Source organism: Streptomyces sp. R-07 (genome assembly GCF_049913175.1).
In the GTDB taxonomy this organism is placed as follows: domain Bacteria; phylum Actinomycetota; class Actinomycetes; order Streptomycetales; family Streptomycetaceae; genus Streptomyces.
This window is the reverse complement of sequence record NZ_CP183978.1, coordinates 2,904,823-2,928,872: the sequence shown is the minus strand read 5'-3', so window position 1 is coordinate 2,928,872 and position 24,050 is coordinate 2,904,823. Positions and strand designations below refer to the sequence as shown.

General features: G+C 72.4%; 22 protein-coding genes and 1 tRNA gene. 13 read left to right on the top strand and 10 right to left on the bottom strand.

All coding sequences use genetic code 11. The features are described 5' to 3' along the window. Window positions 1-5: 5 nt before the first annotated feature. Complete coding sequence (locus ACN9M0_RS13240; protein ID WP_426403643.1) at window positions 6-659, top strand: hypothetical protein; 654 nt, start codon at window positions 6-8, stop codon at window positions 657-659. Between the two features lie 13 nt (window positions 660-672). Then, on the top strand, window positions 673-1,320 hold the full coding sequence (locus tag ACN9M0_RS13235) for a hypothetical protein (RefSeq protein WP_426403642.1): 648 nt from the start codon (window positions 673-675) through the stop codon (window positions 1,318-1,320). Between the two features lie 6 nt (window positions 1,321-1,326). Here ACN9M0_RS13235 and ACN9M0_RS13230 read toward each other — a convergent pair whose 3' ends face one another. From ACN9M0_RS13230 to ACN9M0_RS13220, 3 genes are all read right to left on the bottom strand, one after another. Further along, window positions 1,327-3,426 (bottom strand): serine/threonine-protein kinase, encoded by a 2,100-nt coding sequence (locus tag ACN9M0_RS13230; RefSeq protein WP_366036638.1) that lies wholly within the window; start codon window positions 3,424-3,426, stop codon window positions 1,327-1,329. Window positions 3,427-3,504: 78 nt separating this feature from the next. Next, on the bottom strand, window positions 3,505-5,700 hold the full coding sequence (locus tag ACN9M0_RS13225; RefSeq protein WP_426403641.1) for a protein kinase domain-containing protein: 2,196 nt from the start codon (window positions 5,698-5,700) through the stop codon (window positions 3,505-3,507). A gap of 4 nt (window positions 5,701-5,704) precedes the next feature. Continuing rightward, the gene (locus tag ACN9M0_RS13220) at window positions 5,705-6,829 is read right to left on the bottom strand and encodes a serine/threonine protein kinase (protein WP_426403640.1); all 1,125 of its coding nucleotides are present in this window, start codon (window positions 6,827-6,829) and stop codon (window positions 5,705-5,707) included. A 317-nt stretch (window positions 6,830-7,146) separates the two neighbouring features. On the opposite strand from ACN9M0_RS13220, the gene ACN9M0_RS13215 reads away from it, so the two are divergent. Genes ACN9M0_RS13215 through ACN9M0_RS13205 form a run of 3 tightly spaced genes read left to right on the top strand, consistent with a single transcriptional unit; the run spans window position 7,147 to window position 10,636 of the window. Next, on the top strand, window positions 7,147-7,575 hold the full coding sequence (locus ACN9M0_RS13215; protein ID WP_399699224.1) for a hypothetical protein: 429 nt from the start codon (window positions 7,147-7,149) through the stop codon (window positions 7,573-7,575). A gap of 14 nt (window positions 7,576-7,589) precedes the next feature. Next, window positions 7,590-9,923: a hypothetical protein gene (locus ACN9M0_RS13210; RefSeq protein WP_366036641.1), complete on the top strand. Its 2,334-nt coding sequence runs from the start codon at window positions 7,590-7,592 to the stop codon at window positions 9,921-9,923. Window positions 9,924-9,964: 41 nt separating this feature from the next. Further along, a complete protein-coding gene (locus ACN9M0_RS13205; protein ID WP_366036642.1) occupies window positions 9,965-10,636 on the top strand; it encodes a hypothetical protein in 672 nt (223 codons plus the stop codon). Between the two features lie 12 nt (window positions 10,637-10,648). Here ACN9M0_RS13205 and ACN9M0_RS13200 read toward each other — a convergent pair whose 3' ends face one another. Both ACN9M0_RS13200 and ACN9M0_RS13195 read right to left on the bottom strand, forming a co-directional pair. Further along, a complete protein-coding gene (locus ACN9M0_RS13200) occupies window positions 10,649-11,035 on the bottom strand; it encodes a hypothetical protein (RefSeq protein WP_366036643.1) in 387 nt (128 codons plus the stop codon). Between the two features lie 57 nt (window positions 11,036-11,092). Then, window positions 11,093-11,167: transfer RNA gene (locus ACN9M0_RS13195), tRNA-Cys, on the bottom strand. Between the two features lie 180 nt (window positions 11,168-11,347). On the opposite strand from ACN9M0_RS13195, the gene ACN9M0_RS13190 reads away from it, so the two are divergent. The 5 genes from ACN9M0_RS13190 to ACN9M0_RS13170 all read left to right on the top strand — a co-directional run bounded on the left by ACN9M0_RS13190 (window position 11,348) and on the right by ACN9M0_RS13170 (window position 16,489). Beyond that, window positions 11,348-12,895 (top strand): MFS transporter, encoded by a 1,548-nt coding sequence (locus ACN9M0_RS13190; protein ID WP_426403639.1) that lies wholly within the window; start codon window positions 11,348-11,350, stop codon window positions 12,893-12,895. Between the two features lie 57 nt (window positions 12,896-12,952). Continuing rightward, complete coding sequence (locus ACN9M0_RS13185) at window positions 12,953-13,141, top strand: hypothetical protein (RefSeq protein ID WP_366036645.1); 189 nt, start codon at window positions 12,953-12,955, stop codon at window positions 13,139-13,141. After that, entirely contained in the window at window positions 13,138-13,536 is a 399-nt protein-coding gene (locus ACN9M0_RS13180) for a type II toxin-antitoxin system death-on-curing family toxin (RefSeq protein ID WP_426403638.1), read from the top strand. Before ACN9M0_RS13185 ends, ACN9M0_RS13180 begins: the two co-directional genes overlap by 4 nt. A 106-nt stretch (window positions 13,537-13,642) precedes the next feature. After that, window positions 13,643-15,439 (top strand): DEAD/DEAH box helicase, encoded by a 1,797-nt coding sequence (locus ACN9M0_RS13175; RefSeq protein WP_366036787.1) that lies wholly within the window; start codon window positions 13,643-13,645, stop codon window positions 15,437-15,439. Between the two features lie 408 nt (window positions 15,440-15,847). Further along, a complete protein-coding gene (locus ACN9M0_RS13170) occupies window positions 15,848-16,489 on the top strand; it encodes an IclR family transcriptional regulator (protein WP_041129456.1) in 642 nt (213 codons plus the stop codon). A gap of 580 nt (window positions 16,490-17,069) precedes the next feature. On the opposite strand, the gene ACN9M0_RS13165 is transcribed toward ACN9M0_RS13170, so the two are convergent. Then, window positions 17,070-18,026 carry an ArsR/SmtB family transcription factor gene (locus ACN9M0_RS13165; protein ID WP_366036647.1) on the bottom strand — a complete coding sequence of 319 codons (957 nt, stop codon included), beginning with the start codon at window positions 18,024-18,026 and terminating at the stop codon, window positions 17,070-17,072. Window positions 18,027-18,104: 78 nt separating this feature from the next. On the opposite strand from ACN9M0_RS13165, the gene ACN9M0_RS13160 reads away from it, so the two are divergent. Both ACN9M0_RS13160 and ACN9M0_RS13155 read left to right on the top strand, forming a co-directional pair. Then, window positions 18,105-19,235: an alpha/beta hydrolase family protein gene (locus ACN9M0_RS13160; protein ID WP_366036648.1), complete on the top strand. Its 1,131-nt coding sequence runs from the start codon at window positions 18,105-18,107 to the stop codon at window positions 19,233-19,235. A 9-nt stretch (window positions 19,236-19,244) separates the two neighbouring features. Continuing rightward, window positions 19,245-20,039, top strand: coding sequence for a S16 family serine protease (locus ACN9M0_RS13155; protein WP_366036649.1), 795 nt, complete (start codon window positions 19,245-19,247; stop codon window positions 20,037-20,039). Here ACN9M0_RS13155 and ACN9M0_RS13150 read toward each other — a convergent pair. From ACN9M0_RS13150 to ACN9M0_RS13135, 4 genes are all read right to left on the bottom strand, one after another. After that, window positions 19,972-21,303: an MFS transporter gene (locus ACN9M0_RS13150; protein WP_366036650.1), complete on the bottom strand. Its 1,332-nt coding sequence runs from the start codon at window positions 21,301-21,303 to the stop codon at window positions 19,972-19,974. The two genes, ACN9M0_RS13155 and ACN9M0_RS13150, sit on opposite strands and share 68 nt — an antisense overlap. Window positions 21,304-21,332: 29 nt before the next feature. Further along, window positions 21,333-21,533, bottom strand: a complete 201-nt coding sequence (locus ACN9M0_RS13145; RefSeq protein WP_426403637.1) for a hypothetical protein — start codon at window positions 21,531-21,533, stop codon at window positions 21,333-21,335. 74 nt (window positions 21,534-21,607) lie between these two features. Continuing rightward, window positions 21,608-22,213, bottom strand: coding sequence for an ArsR/SmtB family transcription factor (locus tag ACN9M0_RS13140; protein ID WP_426403636.1), 606 nt, complete (start codon window positions 22,211-22,213; stop codon window positions 21,608-21,610). Window positions 22,214-22,308: 95 nt separating this feature from the next. Then, window positions 22,309-22,776, bottom strand: coding sequence for an Lrp/AsnC family transcriptional regulator (locus tag ACN9M0_RS13135; protein ID WP_366036653.1), 468 nt, complete (start codon window positions 22,774-22,776; stop codon window positions 22,309-22,311). A gap of 121 nt (window positions 22,777-22,897) precedes the next feature. On the opposite strand from ACN9M0_RS13135, the gene hppD reads away from it, so the two are divergent. Next, window positions 22,898-24,043, top strand: a complete 1,146-nt coding sequence (gene hppD, locus ACN9M0_RS13130; protein WP_366036654.1) for a 4-hydroxyphenylpyruvate dioxygenase — start codon at window positions 22,898-22,900, stop codon at window positions 24,041-24,043. Window positions 24,044-24,050: the final 7 nt, after the last annotated feature.

Below are 24,050 nucleotides of genomic sequence, written 5' to 3'. Positions count from 1 at the left end.
CGCACATGCGCTCTGCGCCGGCACGAATCGGAGCGGTCGTCGCCGTCGCCGCCGTCCTCACGGGATGCGGCGGCGGCGGGGAGGCCCCCGCAGCGCCCGAGGGCCTCACGGCGACCGAGGCCTGCGGCGGCTTCGCCAAGGACGCGGCGGCGACGGCGGCGCTCAAGGCCGTCCTGGGCGGCGAGCGCTACGAGGACGACCTGTCGAAGCCGGACAAGGCCCTCACCGGGCTGCGCGAGGCGGCCGCCGCGCCGTGGGCCGACTCGTACCGGCCGCAGCCGGTGAGGTACTGCGGCCTCCAGGCCCCCGGGGACGCGTCGAAGGACCTCAAGATCGAGGTGAACGCGGTACGGCAGGCCCCGGAGGCGGATGCGAGGCTCGCCGACAAGGCCACGTACTTCACCTCGGGGGTCAGGGCGTACTCCTCCTCGGGCCTCGGAAAGCTCTACTTCTCCTGCCGCCCCGAGGCACCGGCCCACGAGATCGTTGTGGAGACGAGCATCTGGGGCCCGGGGGGCGTCGAGGAGACGGACCTGGAGCAGCGCACCCGCCTGATCACCCTCGCGAACGCGGCGGCCCGGGACGTCTCGGCGAAGTTGGGGTGCGAGGGGGACGGGCTGGTGACCGGGGTGCCGGCGCCCGCCGCGAAGTCCTCCTGAGAAGGTTCTTCCCATGCGCATCACCACCCGCAGGATCCTGCTTCCGGCCGCCGCCCTCGCGATGGCGGCGGCCGGCTGCACGCCGGGAACCGACGACGCCGCTCCCTCCGGGCAGTCGGCCTCGGAGGTCTGCGGTGGATTCGCCGAGGAGCCGGGCGTGGCTTCGGCGCTCGAGGCCATCGCCGGCAAGGACGTCCGGTTGACGGCCGACCGGTCCGAGCCGGACAGGGTCCTCAGCGAGCTGCGGAAGGCGGCGCGGACGCCGCAGAGCGGCAAGCGGCGGATGGAGGGCATCCCGTTCTGCACGCTGGAGACGGCCGGGGACGAGAAGAACGTCCTGAGCATCACCCTCCGGGAGGCCCTCGCCGTCCCCGGGAGCGACGCCTCGAAGGACCTCGTGACGGCCTACACCACCGGTCGGCTTGCGACCTCGTCCGACCTCTACGCCGCGATCTACTTCACCTGCCGGATGCCGGCGCCGGCCCACGCGATCGTCCTCGACGCCGAGCTGGAGCGGGAGGTTGAGACCGAGGCCGACCATCCGGGCATCAGGGACGAGCAGATTGCCCTGGCCAATGCGGCGGCGCGGCACGTGGCCGACGAGCTGGGGTGCGGGGATACCAGGCTGATCGAGGGCGTACCGGCGAAGGTTCGGCCCTGAGGCGACCTACACCCCGAGCACCGGCATCGCCCCGATCCGGCCAGCCCGGGCGATGAAGACACGGTTGCCGGCGCTCGCCAGCTGGTAGGTGCCCTGGCGCTTCATCTCGATGTCGAAGAGCCACGCGTGGGTGGCTTTGTGGACGACCTTGACCTTGCTGTTGTCCGGGGCGTGGAGCCAGACCGTCGCGCCCTCGACGGCCGGCGGGTTGACGGTGCCGGGGCCTGTTCCGTCCATGACCTCGTACCAGTCGGAGACGGGGAAACGGACGTCCCGCATGGTGGAGTACCGGTAGGCGTTGTAGCTGTTCATCGCGAAGACGAGGTCACCGCTGGCGGCGGGCGTGCCCCAGTCGGCCACGTCGCTGCCGGCGTCGTCCTCCCACAGGAAGTCGCCGCGGTCGAGGCGGCGGGCCGTCAGTTTGCGGCCGCCGAAGTAGGCGGCGTTGTTGTCGCCGAGTGCCGGGGCCTGGCCGTCGGTGCCCTGGCCCTTGATCTCCCAGTCGGTCTCGCCCGTCTCCGTGTACAGGGCGGCGCAATGGCCGTCCCTGCCGTGGATCACCAGCCGCTTCCTTCCCACGGCCGCCTTCGCCGGGCCGTTCTGGGAGCGCGGGGAGGTCATAGGGCGCGTCCATGTGGTGGCCAGGGTCCAGGCGTCGACAGCGCGGAGTTCGTTGTCCTTCGTCACCAGGTAGACGTGAGTGTCGTCCGCGGCGAGGACGTCGTCGATGTCGGACTGTGTCTGCCAGACGGGGGCGCCCGTGGAAGCGACGAACGCGCTCAGGACGCCGTTCTTGTCGACGCCTACGACGAGTCGGTCGGCGACCGAGACGAAACCGGCGTCCGCGTCGATGTCCTTGGCCCGCCACCGCTCCTTGCCGTTCGTGACGGACAGGGCGAGCAGGCCGCCCGTCTTCGCCTGCACGACCACCACGTCCCGTACGGGCAGCGGCAGTTCGCCCTCGGCCGCCGTCACGTCGAGCGGTCCCCACAGGGCCTTCGGTCCCTCGCCCGGCTTCATGTCGATGGCCGAGACGAACGCGGCCTCGGGGGTCGCCACGGCGGGTGGCACATCGGCGGTCGGTGACTTCTCCTCCCCGCGGTTCAGCCACCACGCTCCCGCCCCGCCGCCCGCGCCCAGGACGGCCACGCCCACAGCGGCACTGGTGAGGAAGCGGCGCCGGGACGGCGCGGAGGAGGGCACGGCGGTGTCCTCGGGTGCCGCCAGGCGCTTGGTGGCCGTCTCGCGCCGCTTGATGTCCTCCGCCAGCGGGCCCTTGCGCCACGCGCGGTCCGCGCCCTTCGGCGGGGCGAAGGCCTCCGCGACCTGCGGGGGAGCGGGGCGGAACGCCGGGTCCTTCGACAGGCACGGGCCGATCAGTTCCTGGAGCTCCGGCGGCACCAGGCTCAGGTCCGGGGTGCCGTGCACGACCTCGTACTGGACCGCCGCCACGTGCGCGCCGTCGAAGGCGCGCCGCCCGCTCGCCGCGTACGCGAGGACCGCGCCGAGCGAGAAGACGTCCGAGGCCGGTCCGACCCGCTGTCCGAGGACCTGCTCGGGAGCCCCGTACCCCGGGGTGACCGGGATCTGGCCCGTCGTCGTGAGCGTGAGGCCGTGCTCGGGGCGCGCGATGCCGAAGTCGATGATCCGGGGGCCGGTCGAGGTGAGCACGATGTTCGCGGGCTTGAGGTCGCGGTGGACCAGACCGGCCACGTGGATGTCGTGCAGGGTGCGCGCCAGCTGGGCGGCGAGGGCGCGGACCGTCGGCACGTCCATCGGACCGTACGTACGGACGGCCTCGTCGAGCGTCGGGCCGGCCAGGTACTCGGCGGCGATCCACGGCCGTCCGCCCTCGGTCTGCGCGCCGAGGACCCGCGCCACGCCCTTGCTGGTGACGGCCCGCGCCATGTCGGCCTCGCGGACGAACCGCTGCGCGAGGTGCTGGTCGTGGGCGAGTTCGGGGCGCAGGACCTTGACGGCGGCGGGCGCTCCGGCGCCGTCCCGGCCGACGTACACCTTGCCCATGCCGCCCTCGCCGAGGACGCCGAGCAGCCGGTACGGGCCGAGCCGGAGCGGGTCGCCGGTGGCGAGGGGCTGTGTGGTCACGAGACTTCTTTCCGGTTCGGGAGGATCAAGGAGGACCAAGGGGGGAACGAGGGGAGAGGCGAGGGCGGCGAGGAGTGATCAGGCGAGAGGGATGGCCACCACGGACGTCTCGCCGGCGCCGATGATGCGCGTCCGTTCCTTGTCGATGACGAACCGGCTGGCGTCCGTCGGGAACACCCAGACCGAGCGGCCGGTGTCCGGGTCGATCGCGCTCAGCCCGCCGCGTACGGGCGCGTACGCATACCTTTCGCCGACCACGGGGGCGGTGAAGAACGCGGGCGTCAGCGAGCGGCCGGCGGGTCGCTCCTCCCAGCGCCTGATACCGAAGTCGGCCGTGACGGCCAGCAGCCCTGGCGTCGCCCTGTTCTCCTGTGCGTAGACGAGTCCGCCCGAGACGGCCGGCACGCCGTAGGAGGTGGTGGCGGTACCGGAGCCGTACTCCCAGGCGATCTTGCCGTCGGTGAGGCGGAGCGCACGGAGGCGGTCCCCGCCGAAGTACGCGTGCTGCTCGTCGATCGCGAGCTGGCCCGGGATGTAGTTCGAGGAGTCGCTCAGGGGAAGGCGACGCTGCCACAGCAGGCGGCCCGTCTGGATCCCACGTGCCTGGACGAGGAAGGACTTCAGGTCACCGCTGTTCTTGCCAAGGATGATTCGGCCGCCGATCACTTGGGAGAGCCAGGGGCGGACGCCATCCCACTCGTACGCCTGGCGCCAGACCTCCTTGCGTGTGCGCGGATTGACGGCGATCAGGTGCCAGCCCGTTTCGTTCACGTCCGGGTCGGTGCTGTGATTGCCCCGGCGCGAGGCGGCGAAGAGCAGCCCACCGCCGGCGGTGAGGAGTTGCGTGCCCGTGCTGGTCCCGTCGAAGCCCTTCACCTCGATGGTTCGGGCCGCCTCCTTGCCGGTGCGGGGGTCGAGCGTACGGATTTTCAGAGCGCCCGGCCCTTCGTAGTTGCCGTCCGACAGGTAGAAGGATGTGCCGTCGGTGGTGACCTGGTGCGGCTCCATGACGGTGTTGTCCGACCAGAGTTCGGTGCCGTTCTTCGGGTCCAGGACCCGGAAGGAGACCGTCTCGGCGAAGCCGACCACGTCTCCGGCGAGCAGCTGGGTGGTCTTCTCCTCGCGGTCCAGCGACTCCCCCTTCCACAGCGCCGCCGGCGCCCCGTCCGCGGCCGTCGTGGCGGGGATCGCGGTGGGGCCGGTGGGGGACGGGGTGACGCCGGCTCCGGTGGTCGTGTCTCGGGAGCCCAGCCAGGCCCACACCCCCGCGCCCGCTCCCGCGACGCCGAGCAGTGAGCCGCCGCCCAGGGTCAGGGCGCGGCGGCGGGTGAGCGGGGTGCTTGCGACCGTCGCCGGCGTCGTGGAGTCCGCCGGCGCCGGCAAGCGGTGCGGGGCGTGCAGCCAGACGTCCGTCGCCCGGCGTGCGATGTCCGTGAGGAGCAGCGGTGGCAGGTGGTCCGCGAACTCGCCGTGGCCGTCGTGGAGGTGGTTCGTCAGGGTGCCCGTGGTGGGGCGGGCCGCCGGGTCCTTGGACAGGCAGGCCGTCAGGAGGGGGAGAAGCGCCTCCGGTACGCCCGTGAGGTCGGGGTCGGCGTAGCGCACGCGGTAGAGGAGGTCGGCCGGGGAGCCCGTGCCGAAGGGGCCGTGGCCGGTGGCGGCGAAGACGAGGACGCCCGCCAGGGCGAACACGTCACCCGCCGGCGTGTGTTCCTCGCCGCTCGCCTGCTCCGGCGACATGAACGCGGGCGTTCCCGCCGCCGCCCCCGTGCGCGTCAGGTGGTCGTCGCCGGCCGCGCGGGCGATGCCGAAGTCGATGATCTTCGGGCCGTACGCGGTGACGAGGACGTTCGAGGGCTTCAGGTCGCGGTGCACCACGTCCGAGGAGTGCAGCTGCGCGAGCGCCCCGGCGAGCGCGGCGCCCAGGGCGCGGACGGTCGGTTCGGGCAGCGGGCCGCCGAGCGCGACGGCGTCGTCGAGCGGCGGTCCGAGGACGTACTCGGTGGCCAGCCACGGCGTCTCGGCCAGCGGGTCGGCGTCGACGACGGCCGCGCCGTGCCGCGCGCCGATGATCCGCGCCGCGTCCGTCTCCAGGCGGAAACGGCTGCGGAAGGCCGGGTCGGTCGCGAGCCGGGCGTGCACGGTCTTGAGCGCGACCGTACGGCCGCCGGGCGTGCGCGCCAGGTACACCGTGCCCATGCCGCCGGACCCGAGGCGGGCGAGGAGTCGGTACGTGGCGACGGCGGCGGGGTCGTCGTGGGTCAGGGGCGACAGCATGAGGTCAGGTCCGTGGGGAGTGGGAGGGGAGGGTGGGGACGGCGGCACCGAGGCGCCCGGCGGTGGGGTGTTCGGCGGCGGCCCGCCTGGCGCTGGGGCCGTTGGCCGTGGGGCCCTCGTTCGTAGCGCCCCCGGCGGTGGGGCCGTTGGCCGCAGGGCCCTCGGTGGAGCCCTTGGTCGTCGGGCCTCCGGTCGCGGGGGTCTTGGCCCCGGGGCCTCCCGCGGCCGGGTCCTCCGTCGCCTGGACTTCCGTCGGGCTCAGTTCCGCCGCCAGGAGTTCCGAGGACTGGCGGGCCAGTGCCGCCACCACCCGGCCCGGCAGCCAGCCGGGGGTGAGCAGGGTGCCGGCCGAGTTCAGGACCGTGCCGTGCGCGGTCGGCGGCGCGAGCGCGGCCATCAGGTCGGTGGCGGTCGGGCGGTCCGCCGGGTCGCGGGCCAGGCAGGCGGAGATCACCGGCCGCAGGGCCGGCGGGAGTTCGTCGCGTTCGGGCACGGTGTGGCCGGTGGCGGCGTACGCGAGGACCGCGCCGAGCGCGAAGACGTCACCCGGCGGGCGCGGCCGGCCGCCGGACGCCTGCTCGGGGGCGAGTGCGCCCGGGTCGAGGCCCGGCAGGCCGGTGCGGCGTTCGCCGTCGGGCGCTGCCGCCCGTACCGCGCCGAAGCAGCTCAGCCGGGGCCCGTCGGCCGTGAGCAGGACCGCGGCGGGGGAGACCCCGGCGTGCGTGAGGCCCTGCGCGTGCGCGGCGGCGAGCGCCTCGGCGAGGGCGGCGCCCACGGCGCGTACGGTCGCCTCGGGGAGCGGCCCGCCGTGGACGGCGAGGGCGACGGGGAGGGGGAGCAGGGGGAGGTAGGGGCTCGCGTGCCAGGGCGGTTCGCCCGGGGCGGCCAGGTCCGTCACCGGGGCGATCCAGGGGCCGAGGAGGCGGCGGGCCGCGTCGGCCTCCGTGGCGAAACGGGCCGGGTCGGTGCCGGGCAGCGGGGTGCTCAGCAGGACCGTACGCTCGCCGTCCTGCGTACGGGCCACGAAGCGGCGGAACGGGACGGCCGGGCCGGGCGGGTCGAGGCGGGTGATCAGCCGGTACGGGCCGATCCGGCGCGCGGACTCCTCCCGCGTGCGCGACTGTTCCACGTGTACGTCCCCCCGTCGTTCCGGCGCCCCGTGACGACGGGGGCGGGACGAGCCTATCGAGGGGGGAGGGGAGGGCTGTGGCCGGGAGTGCGGCGGCCGGTCCGTGACGGCCGGTCGTGGCCTGGAACGTCCGCGTTGTTCGAATTGCGATGGTGAAGTATCTGTGTGTACGCCGTGGCGATCTCCATAATGCGCCAATTCCCGATGGGCAGGGCTCGAACGGGTGCTCGGCGGCTAGGATCGCGATGCTTGCCCGGCTGTGATGCTTGCTGTGGCGAAGCAGTAATGATCATCTTCGGGGCGCGGCGGGGGAGAGCATGTCGTTCGAACAGGAGTGGGCGTCCGTACGGTCCACGTCGACGGCCAACGTGGGCATGAGGCTCAATCAGGTCGCCCCCGAGCCCGGCGGTGGCGGCGGAGGCTCCGCCGACCTGAGCGTCGACCAGGACAAGCTCGGCGCCATCGGCAGCGCCGCGTACGCGCTGCACGGCCGGCTGGTCAAGGACGGCAACCACGCCCGTACGAGCACGACGGAGGCGGGGACGAGCCTGGCCGGCCACGGCTTCCTCACCGGCTCCGCGCTGACGACCGTCCAGGAGACGTGGAGCTCGCAGCTGAACACGCTGCTCGACGCCTGCGCCAACATCTCCAACCACCTCGACTACAGCGCGGCCTCGCACGCCGAGGAAGAGGCGGACATCGCGGCCGCCCTCGCGACGTCCAAGATCGACGAGTACCTCAAGTAGGCGGGGGACCTGCTGTGCTGACCTTCGACAACGTGTACCAGGCGCCGCTCGACAGGATGAAGTCCGCGGCCGACGACTGGGCGGCCATGAAGGGCAAGCTCGACACGCTCGCCCAGGACGCACAGTCGACGATGGCCGCGAAGGCCAGGGACGACTACTGGCGCGGGGTGAACGCCGAGGTCACCAAGCCCTTCGTGGACAAGACCGCGAAGGAGTTCGGCGACGCCGCCAAGGCGGCCGACGGAATCCACAAGGTCCTGGAGGACGGATACAACGCCTTCAAGAAGGCGAAGGACGACCTCAAGAAGATCGTCGACACGGAGGCCCCGGCGAAGGGCTTCAGGGTGACCGGCGCCGGCAAGGTCGAGGCCGTCGAGCCGCTGTCCTCGACCAAGGACCAGGGCTTGCGGCACGACCCCGACTTCCAGGAACTCGTCCGCAAGGAACACTCCGACATCGCCGTGATGCAGCAGCGGATCGACGCGATCGTCGAGACCTGCGACGACGCCGACGTGGCCTGCTCCAACGCGCTCAAGGCCGACATCACCGCCGACCGGCACAACTTCAGCGCCCCGAAGTACACGAGCCTCGACGCCGAGGAGGCGCAGCGCGCCGTCGACCTCGCCAAGAAGGGCCGGGACATCTCGCACGAGGAGCTGACGCGCCTCAACGAGCTGCTCAAGGACAACAGCGGCTCGAAGGAGTTCTCCCGGACCTTCTACGACGGCATGGGCCCCCGGGGCGCGCTGGAGTTCTTCGGCCAGCTGTCCACGGACACGTACGACTACGCGAAGGTCGACAAGCAGCGCCTCGCCGACGTCCAGGACCTGCAGAAGAACCTGGGCCTCAACCTGGCGACGGCGACGCGGGGCGGCGACGCGTGGACCGAGAAGTGGTCCGCCGACATGCGCAAGCTCGGCACGGAACGCATCCCGCTCGCCAAGTACGACAACAACCCGGCGTACGGCTACCAGCTGCTCGGCGGCATCATGCGCTACGGCGACTACGACAAGAAGTTCCTGGTCCCGATCGCCGAGCACGTCACCCAGCTCCACGCGAAGGACCCGTACCTCTTCGCCAACAGCAAGCCGATGATGGCCGGCGGGCTGCAGAACCAGTACAACCCGTCGGGCGTCAACGGCTCCGGCTTCGACCCGATGATCTCGATGCTGGAGGCGCTCGGGCACAGCCCGGACGCGGCGAAGGACTTCTTCTCGAAGGAGCCGACGTCGTACAACCAGGACGGGAGCGTGGGCGGGACGGTCGACCTCGACCCGAAGAAGGACGACAAGCAGACCAGCTACCTGGACTTCTTCGCGAACAAGGACTACACCTTCTTCGCCGATAGCGAGGGGCACGACCCGGACGAGCTCACCAAGACCATGGGGTACATGCCGGACGCCCTCGGCCATGCCCTGGAGGCAGGGACGCTGGGCCACGCCTGGGACGACCCGACGCCGGAGCTGAAGCGGGACGAGGACACGGCCAAGATCATGCGGGACGTCGTCATGAAGTACGGCGATGCCGAACTGCTCAAGAAGTGGCAGCCCACGTTGGCAGACAGCCTCGGCAACATGGGCGCCGGCTACATCGACGACCTCAACTGGGCTCTGGACAAGAACACCTCGGACAGCCCCTTCCACCCGACGAAGGACCCGGCGGCCCACCTCGAATTCGGGCGCGGGGACACGGTCAAGTTCCTGAGCACCCTCGGCCAGCACCCGGACGCCTACGCCACGGTCTCCACTGCCGAGCGCCTCTACACCACCAGCGTTCTTGAGGCGCAGGTCGGCTCGGACGGCAGGATCGACGAGGGAGGCGCGCGGGGCGCCGCGTTCACCGGCGCCACTCTTCAGGGTCTGCTCGACCAGTCCCGCGGGGACCAGGTCGAGGCCGAGGGCATGAAGAAGCACGAGGATTACGAGAAGGCGCAGGCGGCCAAGGCCGGCTGGGTGGAGTTCGGTACCACGGCGGCCATCGCGGCCGGTGTCGCCTTCCTGCCCGCCACCGCCGCCGCTGCCGGCGCGGCCGCCATCCTCGTACCGCTCGCGGTCGACACGGGCTCGGGGGCCATGGAGCAGCTGGCCGGGCAGGTCATCGGCGACTGGTCGGACAAGTCGGTCGAGGACCACAAGGACAAGACCGAGGGCCAGATCCACGACGACAACGCCGCGATGTACGAGGCCGGTCGGTACAGCGCCGAGTCGCCGATGGAGCGATTCCTGACCGAGCACCGCAGCCAGGTGAGCAGCGACCTCCGTCAGGACATGATCGAGTCCGTGAGCAACGGCTACATGAACGGCAACACTCACGCCAGGCAGACCGGCAACGCCCCTGAGACCGGCTGATCCGCCGTCGCCCCGCCCGACGAGGAATCCCGAGGAACACGATGAGAAGAGCGTCCGCGTCCGTATCGACCGTGCTGGCCTTTGGGCTGCTCCTCACCGCTTGCGGAGGCGGTGAGGGCGAGTCACAGGTGGCGCAGAGGTGTGACGGGTCGCTTTCGCCCGCGGCGGTCGGGGCGATGGAGGCGGTGCTGGGCACGAAGGAGTTCCAGTGGGGTGGAACCGGGCTGGAGCGGACAGTGAAGGCTCTGATCGACGATCAGGCGGTGCTGGGCAGGGCGCCGGGCGTTCCTCCGATGTGCGAGGTCGGCGCCGCCGCTGACAGCAGGCTCGGCTTCAGTGTCGACTTCAGGCTCCATGACAGCGAAGACCTGTTCGACGACGGCACCAAGTGGACGGCCGAGGGCCGGCACCTCTACGGGATGGGTCGGGAGGCGAGCACGGACAACGAGAAGGCGTACCTCTTTGTCGGCTGCACCAACCCGCAGATGAAGGGGTCGGACAAGGAGCCGGCCCCCATCGAGAGCGTGCTCCAGTTCAAGAAGCCGATCAAGAGCGGCGCCTACCCCCCCAACACCCCCGCCACCCGCGAGGCCTACCTCACCGTCCTTCACTCCGTCACGCTCGCGGTCGTGAAGAAGCTCGGCTGCGAGGGGGACGCGGGGCTTCCCGAGAAGCCCGTCTTCACGGAGAAGAAGTGGCGCGGGGAGAAGTAGGCCCTTCCCCCGTCAGTCCTCGGCCGTCTCGGCGGCCGAGCCCAGCTGGGACAGGAGCAGCAGCGTCGCGCGGGTGATCAGGGCCGCGAGGAGGATCGTCGCGAGGCCCTCGACGTGCAGGTAGGCGATCTTCGGGCCCAGCCAGGAGAGCAGCCACCAGATCAGGGCGTCCTGGACGAAGCCGGCCAGGCCGAAGACCAGGAGGGCGGGCAGCGGGACGCGGCCCGACGGGCCTATGAAGATCACCTGGGTGAGGACCGTCATGGCGACGGCCGCCATCAGGACGGAGAGGACCTTGTCGACCGTCTCCGTGCCGCCCAGGGTGATGCCGGGCAGCAGTCCGCAGGCGAGACCCACGCCGACGAGCACGCCGAGTCTGCGTCTTCCTTGATCGTTCATGGGCGGACTGTGGCACACCGCGCGGCGGGTTGTGAAGATCCCGTGAGCGAGATCCCTTGGAGACCGTGGCGGGATTCGAACCCACGTAACTCGCTTTGCAGGCGAGCCCCTCAACCACTCGGGCACACGGTCGTGTTGTGCAGTGGTACGACCGTAGGGCGGGGGCCGGGAGGGGCTCAAGGGTTCCGGGCCGCGTGCCATACGACTGCCACACCGCCGCAACATTCCGTTCGTGGTCGTACGTCCAAGGGGGGAGGGAGACCGGGACTCCTGACAGGGGCCATCTGCTGGTTCACCTCTTACTCTGGGGGAATGAGCGCCCTCGAACCCCGCGACGCCGACACCCCCGGACCCCCTGCCGTACGCGGCGACGCCAAGGGGTCCCTCCTCGACCCGGACCACCGGGCGCTCAGCATCGGCATCGTCTCCGTCGTCCTGCTCATCGCCTTCGAGGCGACCGCCGTCGGCACCGCCATGCCCGTCGCCGCCCGCGAGCTCGACGGCATCCCCCTCTACGCCTTCGCCTTCTCCGCGTACTTCACCACCAGCCTCTTCGGCATGGTCCTCGCCGGCCAGTGGTCCGACCGGAGCGGCCCCCTCGCGCCCCTCGCCACCGGCATCAGCGCCTTCGCCGCCGGACTCCTGCTCTCCGGGACCGCCGGGGCCATGTGGCAGTTCATCCTCGGCCGCGCCGTGCAGGGCCTCGGTGGCGGCCTCGTCATCGTCGCCCTGTACGTGATCGTCGGCCGGGCCTACTCCGAACACCTCAGGCCCGCGATCATGGCCGCCTTCGCCGCCTCCTGGGTCGTCCCCTCCGTCGTCGGACCCCTCGCCTCCGGAACCGTCACCGAGCACCTCGGCTGGCGCTGGGTCTTCGTCGGCATCCCCGTCCTCGTCGTCTTCCCGCTGGCCCTCGCCCTCCCCGCGATACGCCGCACCGCCTCCGGCCCCGCCGACCCGGCCGCGCCCCTCGCCCCCTGGGACCGGCGCCGGATCGTGCTGGCCCTCGGCATCTCGGCCGGCGCGGCGCTCCTCCAGTACGCCGGACAGGAACTGCGCTGGCTCTCCCTCCTGCCCGCCGCGGCCGGTCTCGCGCTCCTCGTGCCCGCCGTCCGCGGTCTCCTGCCGCACGGCACCTACCGGGCCGCCCGCGGACTGCCCTCCGTCATCCTGCTGCGCGGCATCGCCGCAGGCTCCTTCATCGCCGCCGAGTCCTTCGTCCCCCTGATGCTGGTCTCCCAGCGCGGCCTCAGCCCCACCCTCGCGGGCCTCTCCCTCGCCGTCGGCGGCCTCACCTGGGCGCTCGGCTCCTGGATCCAGTCGCGGCCGTGGACGGAGCCGTACCGCGAGCGGCTCGTCGTCCTCGGCATGGTCCTCGTCGCGCTCGCGATCGCGACGGCGCCCAGCGTGCTGATCGCGACCGTGCCGGTGTGGGTGGTCGCGGTCGCCTGGGCCTTCGGCTGCCTCGGCATGGGCGCCGTGATCGCCTCGACGAGCGTGCTCCTGATGAAGCTCTCCGCCCCCGAGCAGGTCGGCGCCAACTCCGCCGCCCTCCAGATCTCCGACGGCCTCTCCAACGTCCTGCTGCTCGCCGCCGGCGGCGCGGCCTTCGCGGCGCTCGGCGGCGGCGCGGTGGGCCACGCGATGGACGCGGGCGGGACCACCGGCTCCCACCCGGCCGCCTTCGCGGCGGTCTTCCTGCCGATGGCGGGCGTGGCGGCGGTGGGGGCGTGGGTGGCGACACGGCTGCACGCACGCGGGGCCGTGACCGACCAGGCGCGCGAGGCCGTGACCGACCACGCGGGCGGGGCCGTGACCGACCGCGCGGGCGGGGCCGGGGCCGGGCCTGTGGAGGTGTAGGGCCGCGGTCGCGTAAATGCGTCGTCGGCGGTCCCTCCGTCCCCCTAGCCTTCCCCCATGTACGAGATCACCCTCCCGGTCGGTGACGGTTTCGCCGACCTCGCCGATGCCCGGGGTGTCACCCCCGAGGAGCTGGCCGCGGAGGCCTGCGCCCGTGTCGTGGCCGCCGAAGCCGATCGCGTACGGGACGAGGCACTGCGCCTCGCCCTGCGGCACGGCTCCCTCCTGAGGAGGCTCGGCGAATGACGCGGACGAACGGCACCGCCACCCGCTTCCTCACGGTCGCCGAAGCCGCCGAGGTCGCCCGGATCGCGTTCACCGGCGACGGTGTGCCCGAGCTGCGGGCGCCGGGGCTCCTGGAGTCCGCCGTGCACCGGCCGAGGGCCCGGATGCTGGGGCAGAGCGCGTACGGCGACGTGTACGAACAGGCCGCCGCGCTGCTGCACGCCGTCGCGACGAACCACCCCTACGTCGACGGGAACAAGCGGGCCGCCTGGCTCTCCGCGGCGGTTTTCCTCGCCGTCAACGGAGTCGATCTCGCCGACGCCGACCTCGAACGGGCATACGCCCTGGTCATCGCCGTCGCAGGCGGCGAACTGGCCGACATTCCGGACATCGCGCGCCGCATCCGGGAGCTGTGAGGACCGTCTCAAGCGCACCCGCCACGCCTCCGTACGGGGCGGGTCGCGACGCCCGCACCGGTAAGGTGGCCCGGTTGTCATATCTGGACGAGCGTCGAACCCGGAGATCGTGACTACCACCGCCACCTCCTCCCATCACCTTTCTCCCGCCTTCCCCGGACGGGCCCCGTGGGGTACCGCCGGCAAGCTGCGAGCCTGGCAGCAGGGCGCCATGGAGAAGTACATCCAGGAGCAGCCCCGTGACTTCCTCGCGGTCGCCACGCCAGGCGCCGGCAAGACCACCTTCGCGCTGACCCTCGCCTCATGGCTGCTGCACCACCACGTCGTGCAGCAGATCACCGTCGTCGCCCCCACCGAGCACCTGAAGAAGCAGTGGGCGGCGGCCGCGGCGCGGATAGGGATCAAGCTGGACCCGGACTACAGCGCCGGGCCGCTCAGCAAGGAGTACGACGGGGTCGCCATCACGTACGCCGGCGTCGGCGTGCGGCCCATGCTCCACCGCAACCGTTCCGAACAGCGCAAGACCCTCGTCATCCTCGACGAGATCCACCACGCCGGAGACTCCAAGTCCTGGGGCGAGGCCTGCCTGGAGGCCTTCGAGCCCGCCACCCGGCGCCTCGCGCTCACCGGCACCCCCTTCCGGTCCGACACCAACCCGATCCCCTTCGTCACGTACGAGGAGGGGAACGACGGCATCCGGCGGTCGTCGGCCGACTACACCTACGGCTACGGCAACGCGCTCGGCGACGGCGTCGTCCGGCCGGTCATCTTCCTCTCCTACAGCGGCAACATGCGCTGGCGCACCAAGGCCGGCGACGAGATCGCCGCCCGCCTCGGCGAGCCGATGACCAAGGACGCGGTCTCGCAGGCCTGGCGGACCGCGCTGGACGCGAAGGGCGACTGGATGCCCAACGTCCTGCGCGCCGCCGACCAGCGCCTCACCGAGGTCCGCAAGTCCATCCCGGACGCCGGCGGCCTCGTCATCGCCTCCGACCAGGACTCGGCCCGCTCGTACGCCAAGCTGATCCGCGAGATCACCGGCACCAAGGCCACCGTCGTCCTCTCCGACGACACCGGCGCCTCGAACCGCATCGACGAGTTCAGCGAGAACACCGACCGCTGGATGGTCGCGGTCCGCATGGTGTCCGAGGGCGTCGACGTCCCCCGCCTCTCCGTCGGCGTGTACGCGACGACCATCTCGACGCCGCTGTTCTTCGCCCAGGCCGTCGGCCGCTTCGTGCGATCACGCAGGCGCGGCGAGACCGCCTCCGTGTTCCTTCCGACGATCCCCAGCCTCCTCGGCTTCGCCAACGAGATGGAGGTCGAGCGCGACCACGTCCTCGACAAGCCGAAGAAGGCGGGCGAGGACGAGGACCCGTACGCCGAGTCCGAGAAGGAGATGGCCGAGGCCGAACGCCAGCAGGACGAGGACACCGGCGAGCAGGACATGCTGCCCTTCGAGGCCCTCGAGTCCGACGCCGTCTTCGACCGCGTGCTGTACAACAGCGCCGAGTTCGGCATGCAGGCCCACCCCGGCAGCGAGGAGGAGCAGGACTACCTCGGCATCCCCGGCCTCCTCGAACCCGACCAGGTCCAGCTGCTCCTCCAGAAGCGCCAGGCCCGGCAGATCGCGCACAGCCGCAAGAAGCCGGACACCGAGGCGGACCTCTTGGAGCTTCCGGCGGAACGGCGCCCCGTCGTTTCCCACAAGGAACTCCTCGAACTGAGGAAACAGCTCAACACGATGGTCGGCGCGTACGTCCACCAGACCGGCAAGCCCCACGGCGTCATCCACACCGAGCTGCGCCGGGTGTGCGGCGGACCGCCGAGCGCCGAGGCGACGGCCGGGCAGATCCGGGAACGGATCAAGAAGGTGCAGGAGTGGGCCACGCGCATGCGCTGAGCCCCTGACGAACGATCGAGGCCCGTACGCCGGTGTGCGTACGGGCCTCGGGCGTCCCGTGGGCACGGGAGCGGGCCCGGAGGCCGGCCCCCACGGTCGGCCTCCAGCCGCCTCCACGCCACGTGCACGACATAGCCGATCTTGTCCGCCGAAGTCCCTCGTCAGACCGACGAAGGCCCCGAACCGTCTCCTTCCGCCCGTCGGCGCCCGGATTCTGGACGAGGTCTTCCGCTGAGCGGAGCGCGCCGCTACTGTCCCGGCTCACAAGCAATCGCCCCGTGGCAGCGCCGCCGCGGAGCGCAGCCGGTGTACCCCTTCCTGCCGGCGGCCTCTGACGTGCGTCGCCGCGGGACCGGCGCCGTAACTCCGTGAGAGCCCGCCGCCACTCACTCCGAAGGAGAGGGCGTCGTGACCGCGGAGACCTCCCAGACGCTCGACCGGGGACTCAGAGTCCTCAAACTGCTCGCCGACACCGACCACGGCCTGACGGTCACCGAGTTGTCCAACAAACTCGGTGTCAACCGGACCGTGGTCTACCGGCTGCTCGCCACGCTCGAACAGCACGCGCTCGTCCGCCGCGACCTCGGCGGGCGCGCCCGAGTCGGCCTCGGAGTGCTGCGGCTCGGCCGGCAGGTGCATCCCCTGGTGCGGGAGGCCGCGCTGCCCGCGCTGCGCTCGCTCGCCGAGGACATCGGGGCGACGGCCCACCTGACCCTCGTCGACGGGGCGGAGGCGCTCGCGGTCGCGGTCGTCGAACCGACCTGGACCGACTACCACGTCGCCTACCGGGCCGGCTTCAGGCACCCGCTCGACCGGGGCGCTGCCGGCCGGGCCATCCTCGCCGCCCGCCAGGGCGGACTGACCGAACCCGGCTTCACCCTCACGCACGGCGAACTGGAGGCGGGCGCGAGCGGCGCGGCGGCCCCTCTGGTCGGCGTGACCGGGGTCGAGGGCAGCGTCGGCGTCGTCATGCTCGCGGACGCGGTACCGGAGCGGGTGGGACCGCGGGTGGTCGACGCGGCCCGGGAGGTCGCGGACGCGCTGCGCTAGAGCGCGCGGCAACGGGGAACCACCCCTCACGCCCGGGGCCCTGCCCCTGCCCACGCGCCCGCGGGACGGTGCCCCGACCCGCCCGCGACGCGGACCGCGCCACTCCAGGGCTCCCGCCCCCGCTCCGGTAGCTCCCGCCCCCGCACGCGCGGTCTCCCGCCTCCGCGCCCGCGAGGGGCTGGCGCGCCCCGCCGTGTGGGCGCCCGCTCCGGGGCTCGGGCCCCGCGGGGCGGTGCCCCCGGCCACCTGCCGTGCGGGCAATCGTCCCTCCCCCAGGCTTCGTCCGGGGGGACCCCCAGGGCTGGACGGGTGGGCACACGGGACGGCGCCCCCTGCCGGGCCTAGGCTTCCGCGCCTGAGCCTGCATCACACGTGCGGCGCCGTAGTGGGGTTGTGCCCACCCTCCCCCGAGCTCTCGGCTTCGCTCGAGCAGGGGGGACCCCCATCGCCCCTTGCGGAACGCCTGCCCACAACCCGGCCCGGCAGGGCGCGGCACGCAAGTCGGCCCGGTCAGGGCGCTGCCACAACCCGGTCCGGGAGGGCGCCTGCCCACGGTTCGGCCTCGCCCCCGGCGGCGGCTCTACGGGCCGGCCGTCAGGAGGGTGCCCAGGGGGGTCGTCGCGTGGTGGACCGATCTGCCCGTGCGGGTCGTCGTGAGCAGGCCCGCCGCGCGCAGCGCCTGCGCGTGGGCCGAGGCCGTCGCGTTGCTGACGCCCAGCCGGCGGGCCAGTTCCGTCGTCGTGCGGGGTGCGGAGAGGGCCCGGAGGAGTTCCGCCCGGGTACGGCCCAGGACGCCGGCGAGGGCCTCATCGCCGGTCACCCCGGACGGGACCGGCGGCAGGCCCCCGCCCGCCGGGTACGTCAGGACCACCGGGCGGTCCGGGAGGTCCTGGACGAGCGGGCCGCCCCGCCAGTGGAACGTCGGGAGGAGGACCAGGCCCCGTCCGGCGAGGTGCACGTCGCGAGGGGCCGCGCCGGGCCACTCCCAGACGCCGTCCCGGATCCGGAGCCCCGGCGCCAGGGCACTCAAGGCCGCGCCCAGGCCGCCCTCGGCGACCGTGAGCGCGTGCCGGGTGAACTCCGCCCGGTGCAGGTCCTGGACCAGCGGCCACACCGGCGCGAGGACCGTCTCGTACGCCGTCCGCTGTGCCCGCTCCACCACCCGCCACGCCCCCTCGTCCCCGCCGTGCAGGCCCCGGATCCACGCCGGTGCGGCGCGCTGTCCCGCGTACACCCGCTCCAGTTCGGACCGTACGCACTCCGGCCGGGCCGCCCGGATCAGCGCGAGGCCCTCCTCCCGCGTCTCGCCGAGGACGTCGAGGAAGTACGGGGCCACCCCGCCCGGCACCAGGTCCGCCAGCGGCTCGGCCGCGCCCGGCAGGGCACGCAGGAGCCTGCCCCGCCAGCGCCCGAAGAGCAGTTCCTCGTGCGGGGCGCCCAGCATCATCAGGGCGGCGTGCAGTTCGGGCACGGGGGACGGCCGGGGCGCGAACCGCACCCGGGTGAAGTCCTCCGCCGTGAAGTGGATGCGCAGCAAGCTTCCCCCAGTTCGCCAGCCTTTCGGGTCAGGCCTCAACCTTCGCGCCGTACCCCGCCCCGTCCAAGGATGCCGTGCATGACCAAGCACCCCGCACCCAGCCGCCGTACCGTCGCCAAGGGCGCCCTTCTCGGTGCCGCCGCCGTCCTCTTCGGCCCCTCCGTCGCCCGGGCGGCGGAAGGAGCGGCCGCGCTCCGGCTGCCCGCGCCGACCGGCCCGCACCCCGTCGGCCTCCGCACCTTCGCGCTGACGGACACCTCCCGCAACGACCCCTGGCAGCCCGGCGTCCGGGAGGTGATGATCAGCGTCCTCCACCCGGCCCGGACCGTCCGCGGCTTCCCGCGCGCCCCGCAGCTCACCCCGGCCGAGGCCCGGGAGTTCGCGGACCTGGCGCCCCTGGTGCACCCCGGCCTTCCGGCCGCCGGCGTCGACTGGGGCGCGGTCCTCACCCACGGGCACGTGAACGCGCCCCCGCTCCCCGGGCGCCGCCCCGTGCTGCTGTACTCCCCGGGCGGCGGCGACTCCCGCACCCTCGGTACGACCCTCGCCGAGGACCTCGCGAGCCACGGCCGGGTCGTGGTCCTCGTCGACCACCCGGGCGACGCCAGCCAGGTGGAGCTGCCGAGCGGAATGCGCGGGACCGTCCTCACCGGGCCCCCGGACCCCGCGACCTTCCGCACCATGATCGACACCCGGGTGGCGGACCTCCGCTTCGTCCTCGACCGGCTCGGGGACCTGCCGCTCGCCCCCGTCATGGACCTGGACCGGATCGGCGTGTACGGGCACTCGGCGGGCGGCACCGCCGCCGTGCACGCGCTGGCCTCCGACGGCCGGATCGCCGCCGGCGTCGACCTGGAGGGCTTTCTGGACCTCGATCCGGAGCTGGTGGCGGGCCTCGACCGGCCGCTGCTGCTCTTCCGTACCGACGGCTTCGACGAGGCCGCGCGCCTCGAACGCTCCTGGTCGGGACTCCCCGCCCGCCGCGTCCTGCTGCCCGACGCGAACCACTGGATCTTCAGCGACTACGCCCACCTCGTCCCGCAGCTCCAGGCAGCCGGGCTCGTCACCGCCGGGGCCAGGGCCGCGCTCGTCGGGGCCGGAGACCCGGCGGCGGCGACGGCGGTCGTACGGAACGGGGTGCGGTCCTTCTTCGCCCGCCACCTCGCGGCGCACGGCCCGGTAGCCCGGCCCCGGCGCTCGCCCCAGTAGCCTGGGGGCGTGTTCTCCAGCCTCTCCCGTCCCCGCGCCCTCGCGCTCTGCGCCCTGCCCGTCGTCGCGCTCTTCGCCGTCGTCGGGCTCGCGCCGCTGCCGTACGCGATCGCGCAGCCCGGCACGACCGCCGACGTGCTCGGCGAGGACAAGGGGCGGGAGGTCATCACCATCACCGGCGCCCCGGTCCGGCCCACCAAGGGCGAGCTGCGGATGACGACGATCATCGCGACCGGGCCGTCCACGGACGTGGACCTCGCGGACGTCACCGACGCCTGGTTCCGGACCGACCGGGCCGTCCTGCCGCACGACTCCGTCTACCCCTCGGGGAAGTCCGACGCCGAGATCGAGAAGCACAACCTCGGCCAGATGAAGGAGTCGCAGGACGCGGCCACCCTCGCCGCGCTCGGGTACCTGAAGAAGGACCCCGCGAAGGTGAAGGTGACCCTGCACCTCGCCGACGTCGGCGGGCCCAGCGCCGGACTGCTCTTCTCCCTCGGCATCGTCGACAAGCTCGACGGCGACGGGGACGGCGGCGAACTCACCGGCGGCCGGACCGTCGCCGGGACGGGCACGATCCAGCCGGACGGTACGGTCGGCGCGGTCGGCGGGGTCTCCCTCAAGACGCAGGCCGCCGCCCGCGACGGAGCCACCGTCTTCCTCGTGCCGAAGGACGAGTGCTCGGACGCCCTGGCCGAGCAGCCGAAGGGCCTGTGGCTGGTGCCCGTCACCGCACTCAGCGACGCGGTGGCGTCCCTGCGGGCCCTGGAACAGGGGCAGGAGTCGAAGGTCCCGTCCTGCTGAGCTCGCCCTTGGCGGCGCCCGGAATGTCGCCGGATATGTCGCGGGGCGCGTCCAGCGCCCGCCAGGAGGGGAAGACCAGCGGGCAGAGCGTGGCCAGGAAGTACAGCCCGCCGACCGTGAGCAGTGCCGTGGTGATGCCTACCCGCTCCACCAGCAAACCGGCGGCGAGCCCGCCGAGTGGGGTCGTGAGCAGCACGCTGGCCGTGCTGGCGCTGCCGACCCGGCTGCGCAGCTCCGCCGGGACGATCTCGTAGAAGGCCGCGCCGAGGATCGGGTTGAGCACCCCGGCTCCGAGGCCGCCGAGCGCCATCACCACGAGCAGGGGCGGGGTGGTGTCGGTGAGGGCCGCCGTCACGTACACGGGGGCGCCGCAGAGGAGGAAGCCGACCGCGAGGACTGGGCGGCGCGGGAAGCGATGGCCGACCGCCGCGTACAGCAGGGCGCCGGCCAGGGCGCAGCCGCCGAAGACGGCGACGAGCAGGCCGAGCGCCGCCGCCCCGCCGAGCTCCTCCCGGGCGTGCACCGGCAGCAGGACCGAACTCCAGCTCTGGGCCAGGCCGTTGGTGACCATCACCATGAGGTTGACGCCGAGGAGCAGCCGGGTGCGCAGCATGAACGAGTAGCCCTCGCGCAGGTCGGCGCGGTACACGCTCAGGGACAGCGGCGGTGCTCCGCGTGCCGGTTCGGCGGAGGGGACCCCGCGCAGGCCCACGAGGACGAGGAACGCGGAGACGGCGAAGGTCGCGGCGTCGATGTACAGGACGGTGTCTGCGCCGAGGAGCGCCACGAGCAGGCCGGCGAGCGCGGCGCCGGTCATCCGGGCGCCGCGCGAGACGGCGTCGTAGAAGCTGGTGGCGCGGGAGAGCGGGGTGCCGGCCCGCTCGGCCAGGTCGGGAGTGAGGACGTTGCGGGCGGTCTCGCCGGGGGCGTGGAAGAGGCCGGTGACGGCCATCAGCGCGCACAGCATCCAGAACCGGAGCACGCCGGTGTGGTTGAGCAGCGGGATGGCGGCGAGCGCCAGGGCGCAGACGAGGTCGGAGCCGATGGAGACCCGGCGGCGCCCGATCCGATCGATGACCGGGCCGCCGACGAGGGCGGAGAGGAGGACGGGCAGGGCGGCACAGAAGGCGACGAACCCCGCCTTGCCGGGGCTGCCGGTGGTCTCCAGGGCGAACCAGGGGACGGCGATGAGGGTGAGTGAATTGCCGCTGATGGAGATGGCGTTGGCGGCCAGGACGGTGGCCAGTGGTGTGCGGTCGCGCACGGTGTTTCCCCCCGAGGTGGTCGGCTCCGTCAGGCAGCGGTGGCGTAGTGGGAGCCGGTGGCGGAGCCGGGCGTGGCGAGCTTGAGGCCGAACTCGACGAGCCTCCAGCCGAGTCGGATCCGTACGGGGACGGCGGGGGCGACGGGGGAGTGCGGCCGGACGGCGGCGGCCTGGTGCCGGAGCTCCTCGGCGGTCAGCGCGTGCAGCTGGAGATGGATGTCGGCATGCATGATGCGGGTCCTTCCGTGGGTGCGGGCGGTGACGTGCGGGCGTGCGGGTGGAGCTAGGGGTGTCTCGGGCCGGGTCAGTCCTCGCGCTGCGGGAAGGCGTGCAGGTGCATCCGTACGCGGGCGGCGCCCGGGGCGTCGGCGTCGCCGGCGTCGCTGTACTCGTTGATCAGCGCGTGGATCTTCTGGTTGAGCTCGCGCAGCCGCTCGGGCGGGAGGCTCAGCTTGAAGTCGCTGAAGTCCGAGGCTCCGGCCCAGGCCTCGTCCCAGGTGTGGCGCGTGGCGACCCAGGTCGACAGCTCCTGGGTGTGGATGTTCGCTATCTCGTGCAGGAAGACGTCGAGGGCGCCCTGGACCTCGGGGTCCGGGTTCTTGTGGAGCGTCTCGTCGAAGGACGTCCCCTGGTGCGCCGCCTTCCACCAGCGCTCCCGGCCCTTGCCGCGCGTCGGGTCGTCCACGATGAAGTCGTGGGCGGCGAGCTGGCGCAGGTGGTAGCTGGTGGCGCCGCTGGACTCGCCGAGCCGCTCGGCCAGTTGGGAGGCGGTGGCGGGGCCGTACCGGCGCAGTGCGCGCAGCAGCTGGATGCGCAGCGGGTGGGCGATCGCGCGCAGGGAACGCGGGTCGAGCGTGCGGCTCAGGGACGCTTCGGTCCGCGTGTAGTCCTGCTCTTCGGGCTCGGGCATGGTTCCACCGTAGAGTTGCAAAGAAGTCTCTGCAAGTGTTTTTGCAGAGACTTCTTTGCAACTCTTCTCTTCTCTTCGCGCGGCGTCCTCCGCCGCTACTCCTGCGCCGCCTGCTCCACCAGCGGGATGATCCGCAGCGGCACCGGGTTCTCCATCACGATCGCCGTCGACGCCCGCACGATCCCCTCGAAGGCCACCACCTTGTCGATCACCCGCTGGAGGTCCGCGTTCGAGCGGGCGACGAGCCGGCAGAGCATGTCACCGTGGCCGGTCGTCGTGTGCAGCTCCAGCACCTCCGGCACCGTGGCCAGGTGCTCCCGCACGTCCGCGCCCTGGCCCTGCTTGATCTCCAGGGTCGCGAAGGCCGTCACCGGATAGCCGAGCGCCGCCGGATCCACCTGCGGCCCGAAGCCCCGGATCACCCCGCTCGCCTGGAGCCGGTCCAGCCGCGCCTGCACCGTGCCTCGCGCCACCCCCAGGCGCCGCGAGGCCTCCAGGACCCCGATGCGCGGCTCGCGCGCGAGGAGCGCGATCAGCCGGCCGTCCAAATGATCGATCGCCACAGCGGCCTCCCCATGGTCAGGATGTACAAGTCGCACGGCCATACTCGCCGAACGCTGTACAGTCTGACCAGTAGATCAGCGAACTCTTGCGCACCTTGCCGAACGGCGAGACATTGCTGCCATGACTGAGACCATCGATCACACCCCTTCCACCGCGCGTAAGGCCGATCCCTTCCCGGTCAAGGGAATGGACGCGGTCGTCTTCGCCGTCGGCAACGCCAAGCAGGCCGCGCACTACTACTCCACGGCCTTCGGCATGAAGCTGGTCGCCTACTCCGGACCGGAGAACGGCAGCCGCGAGACCGCCAGTTACGTCCTCACCAACGGTGCCGCCCGTTTCGTGTTCACCTCCGTCATCAAGGCCACGACCGACTGGGGCCGCTTCCTCGCCGAGCACGTCGCCGAGCACGGCGACGGCGTCGTCGACCTGGCGATCGAGGTGCCGGACGCCCGCGCCGCGTACGCCTACGCCGTCGAGCACGGCGCCACCGGCCTCACCGAGCCGTACGAGCTCAAGGACGAGAACGGCACCGTCGTCCTCGCCGCCATCGCCACGTACGGCAAGACCCGCCACACCCTCGTCGAGCGCTCCGGCTACGACGGCCCCTACCTGCCGGGCTTCGTCTCCGCCAAGCCGATCGTCGAGCCGCCGGCCAAGCGCACCTTCCAGGCCATCGACCACTGCGTCGGCAACGTCGAGCTCGGCAAGATGAACGACTGGGTCGGCTTCTACAACAAGGTCATGGGCTTCACGAACATGAAGGAGTTCGTGGGCGACGACATCGCGACCGAGTACTCGGCGCTGATGTCGAAGGTCGTCGCGGACGGCACCCTCAAGGTGAAGTTCCCGATCAACGAGCCGGCGATCGCGAAGAAGAAGTCGCAGATCGACGAGTACCTCGAGTTCTACGGCGGCGCCGGCGTCCAGCACATCGCCCTCGCCACCAACGACATCGTCGCCTCGGTGCGGGCGATGCGGGCGGCGGGCGTGCAGTTCCTCGACACCCCCGACTCGTACTACGACACCCTCGGTGAGTGGGCCGGCGAGACCCGCGTGCCCGTCGAGACCCTGCGCGAGCTGAAGATCCTCGTCGACCGCGACGAGGACGGCTACCTGCTGCAGATCTTCACCAAGCCGGTCCAGGACCGCCCGACCGTCTTCTTCGAGATGATCGAGCGCCACGGCTCGATGGGCTTCGGCAAGGGCAACTTCAAGGCGCTGTTCGAGGCGATCGAGCGCGAGCAGGAGAAGCGCGGCAACCTGTAGCCCTCGT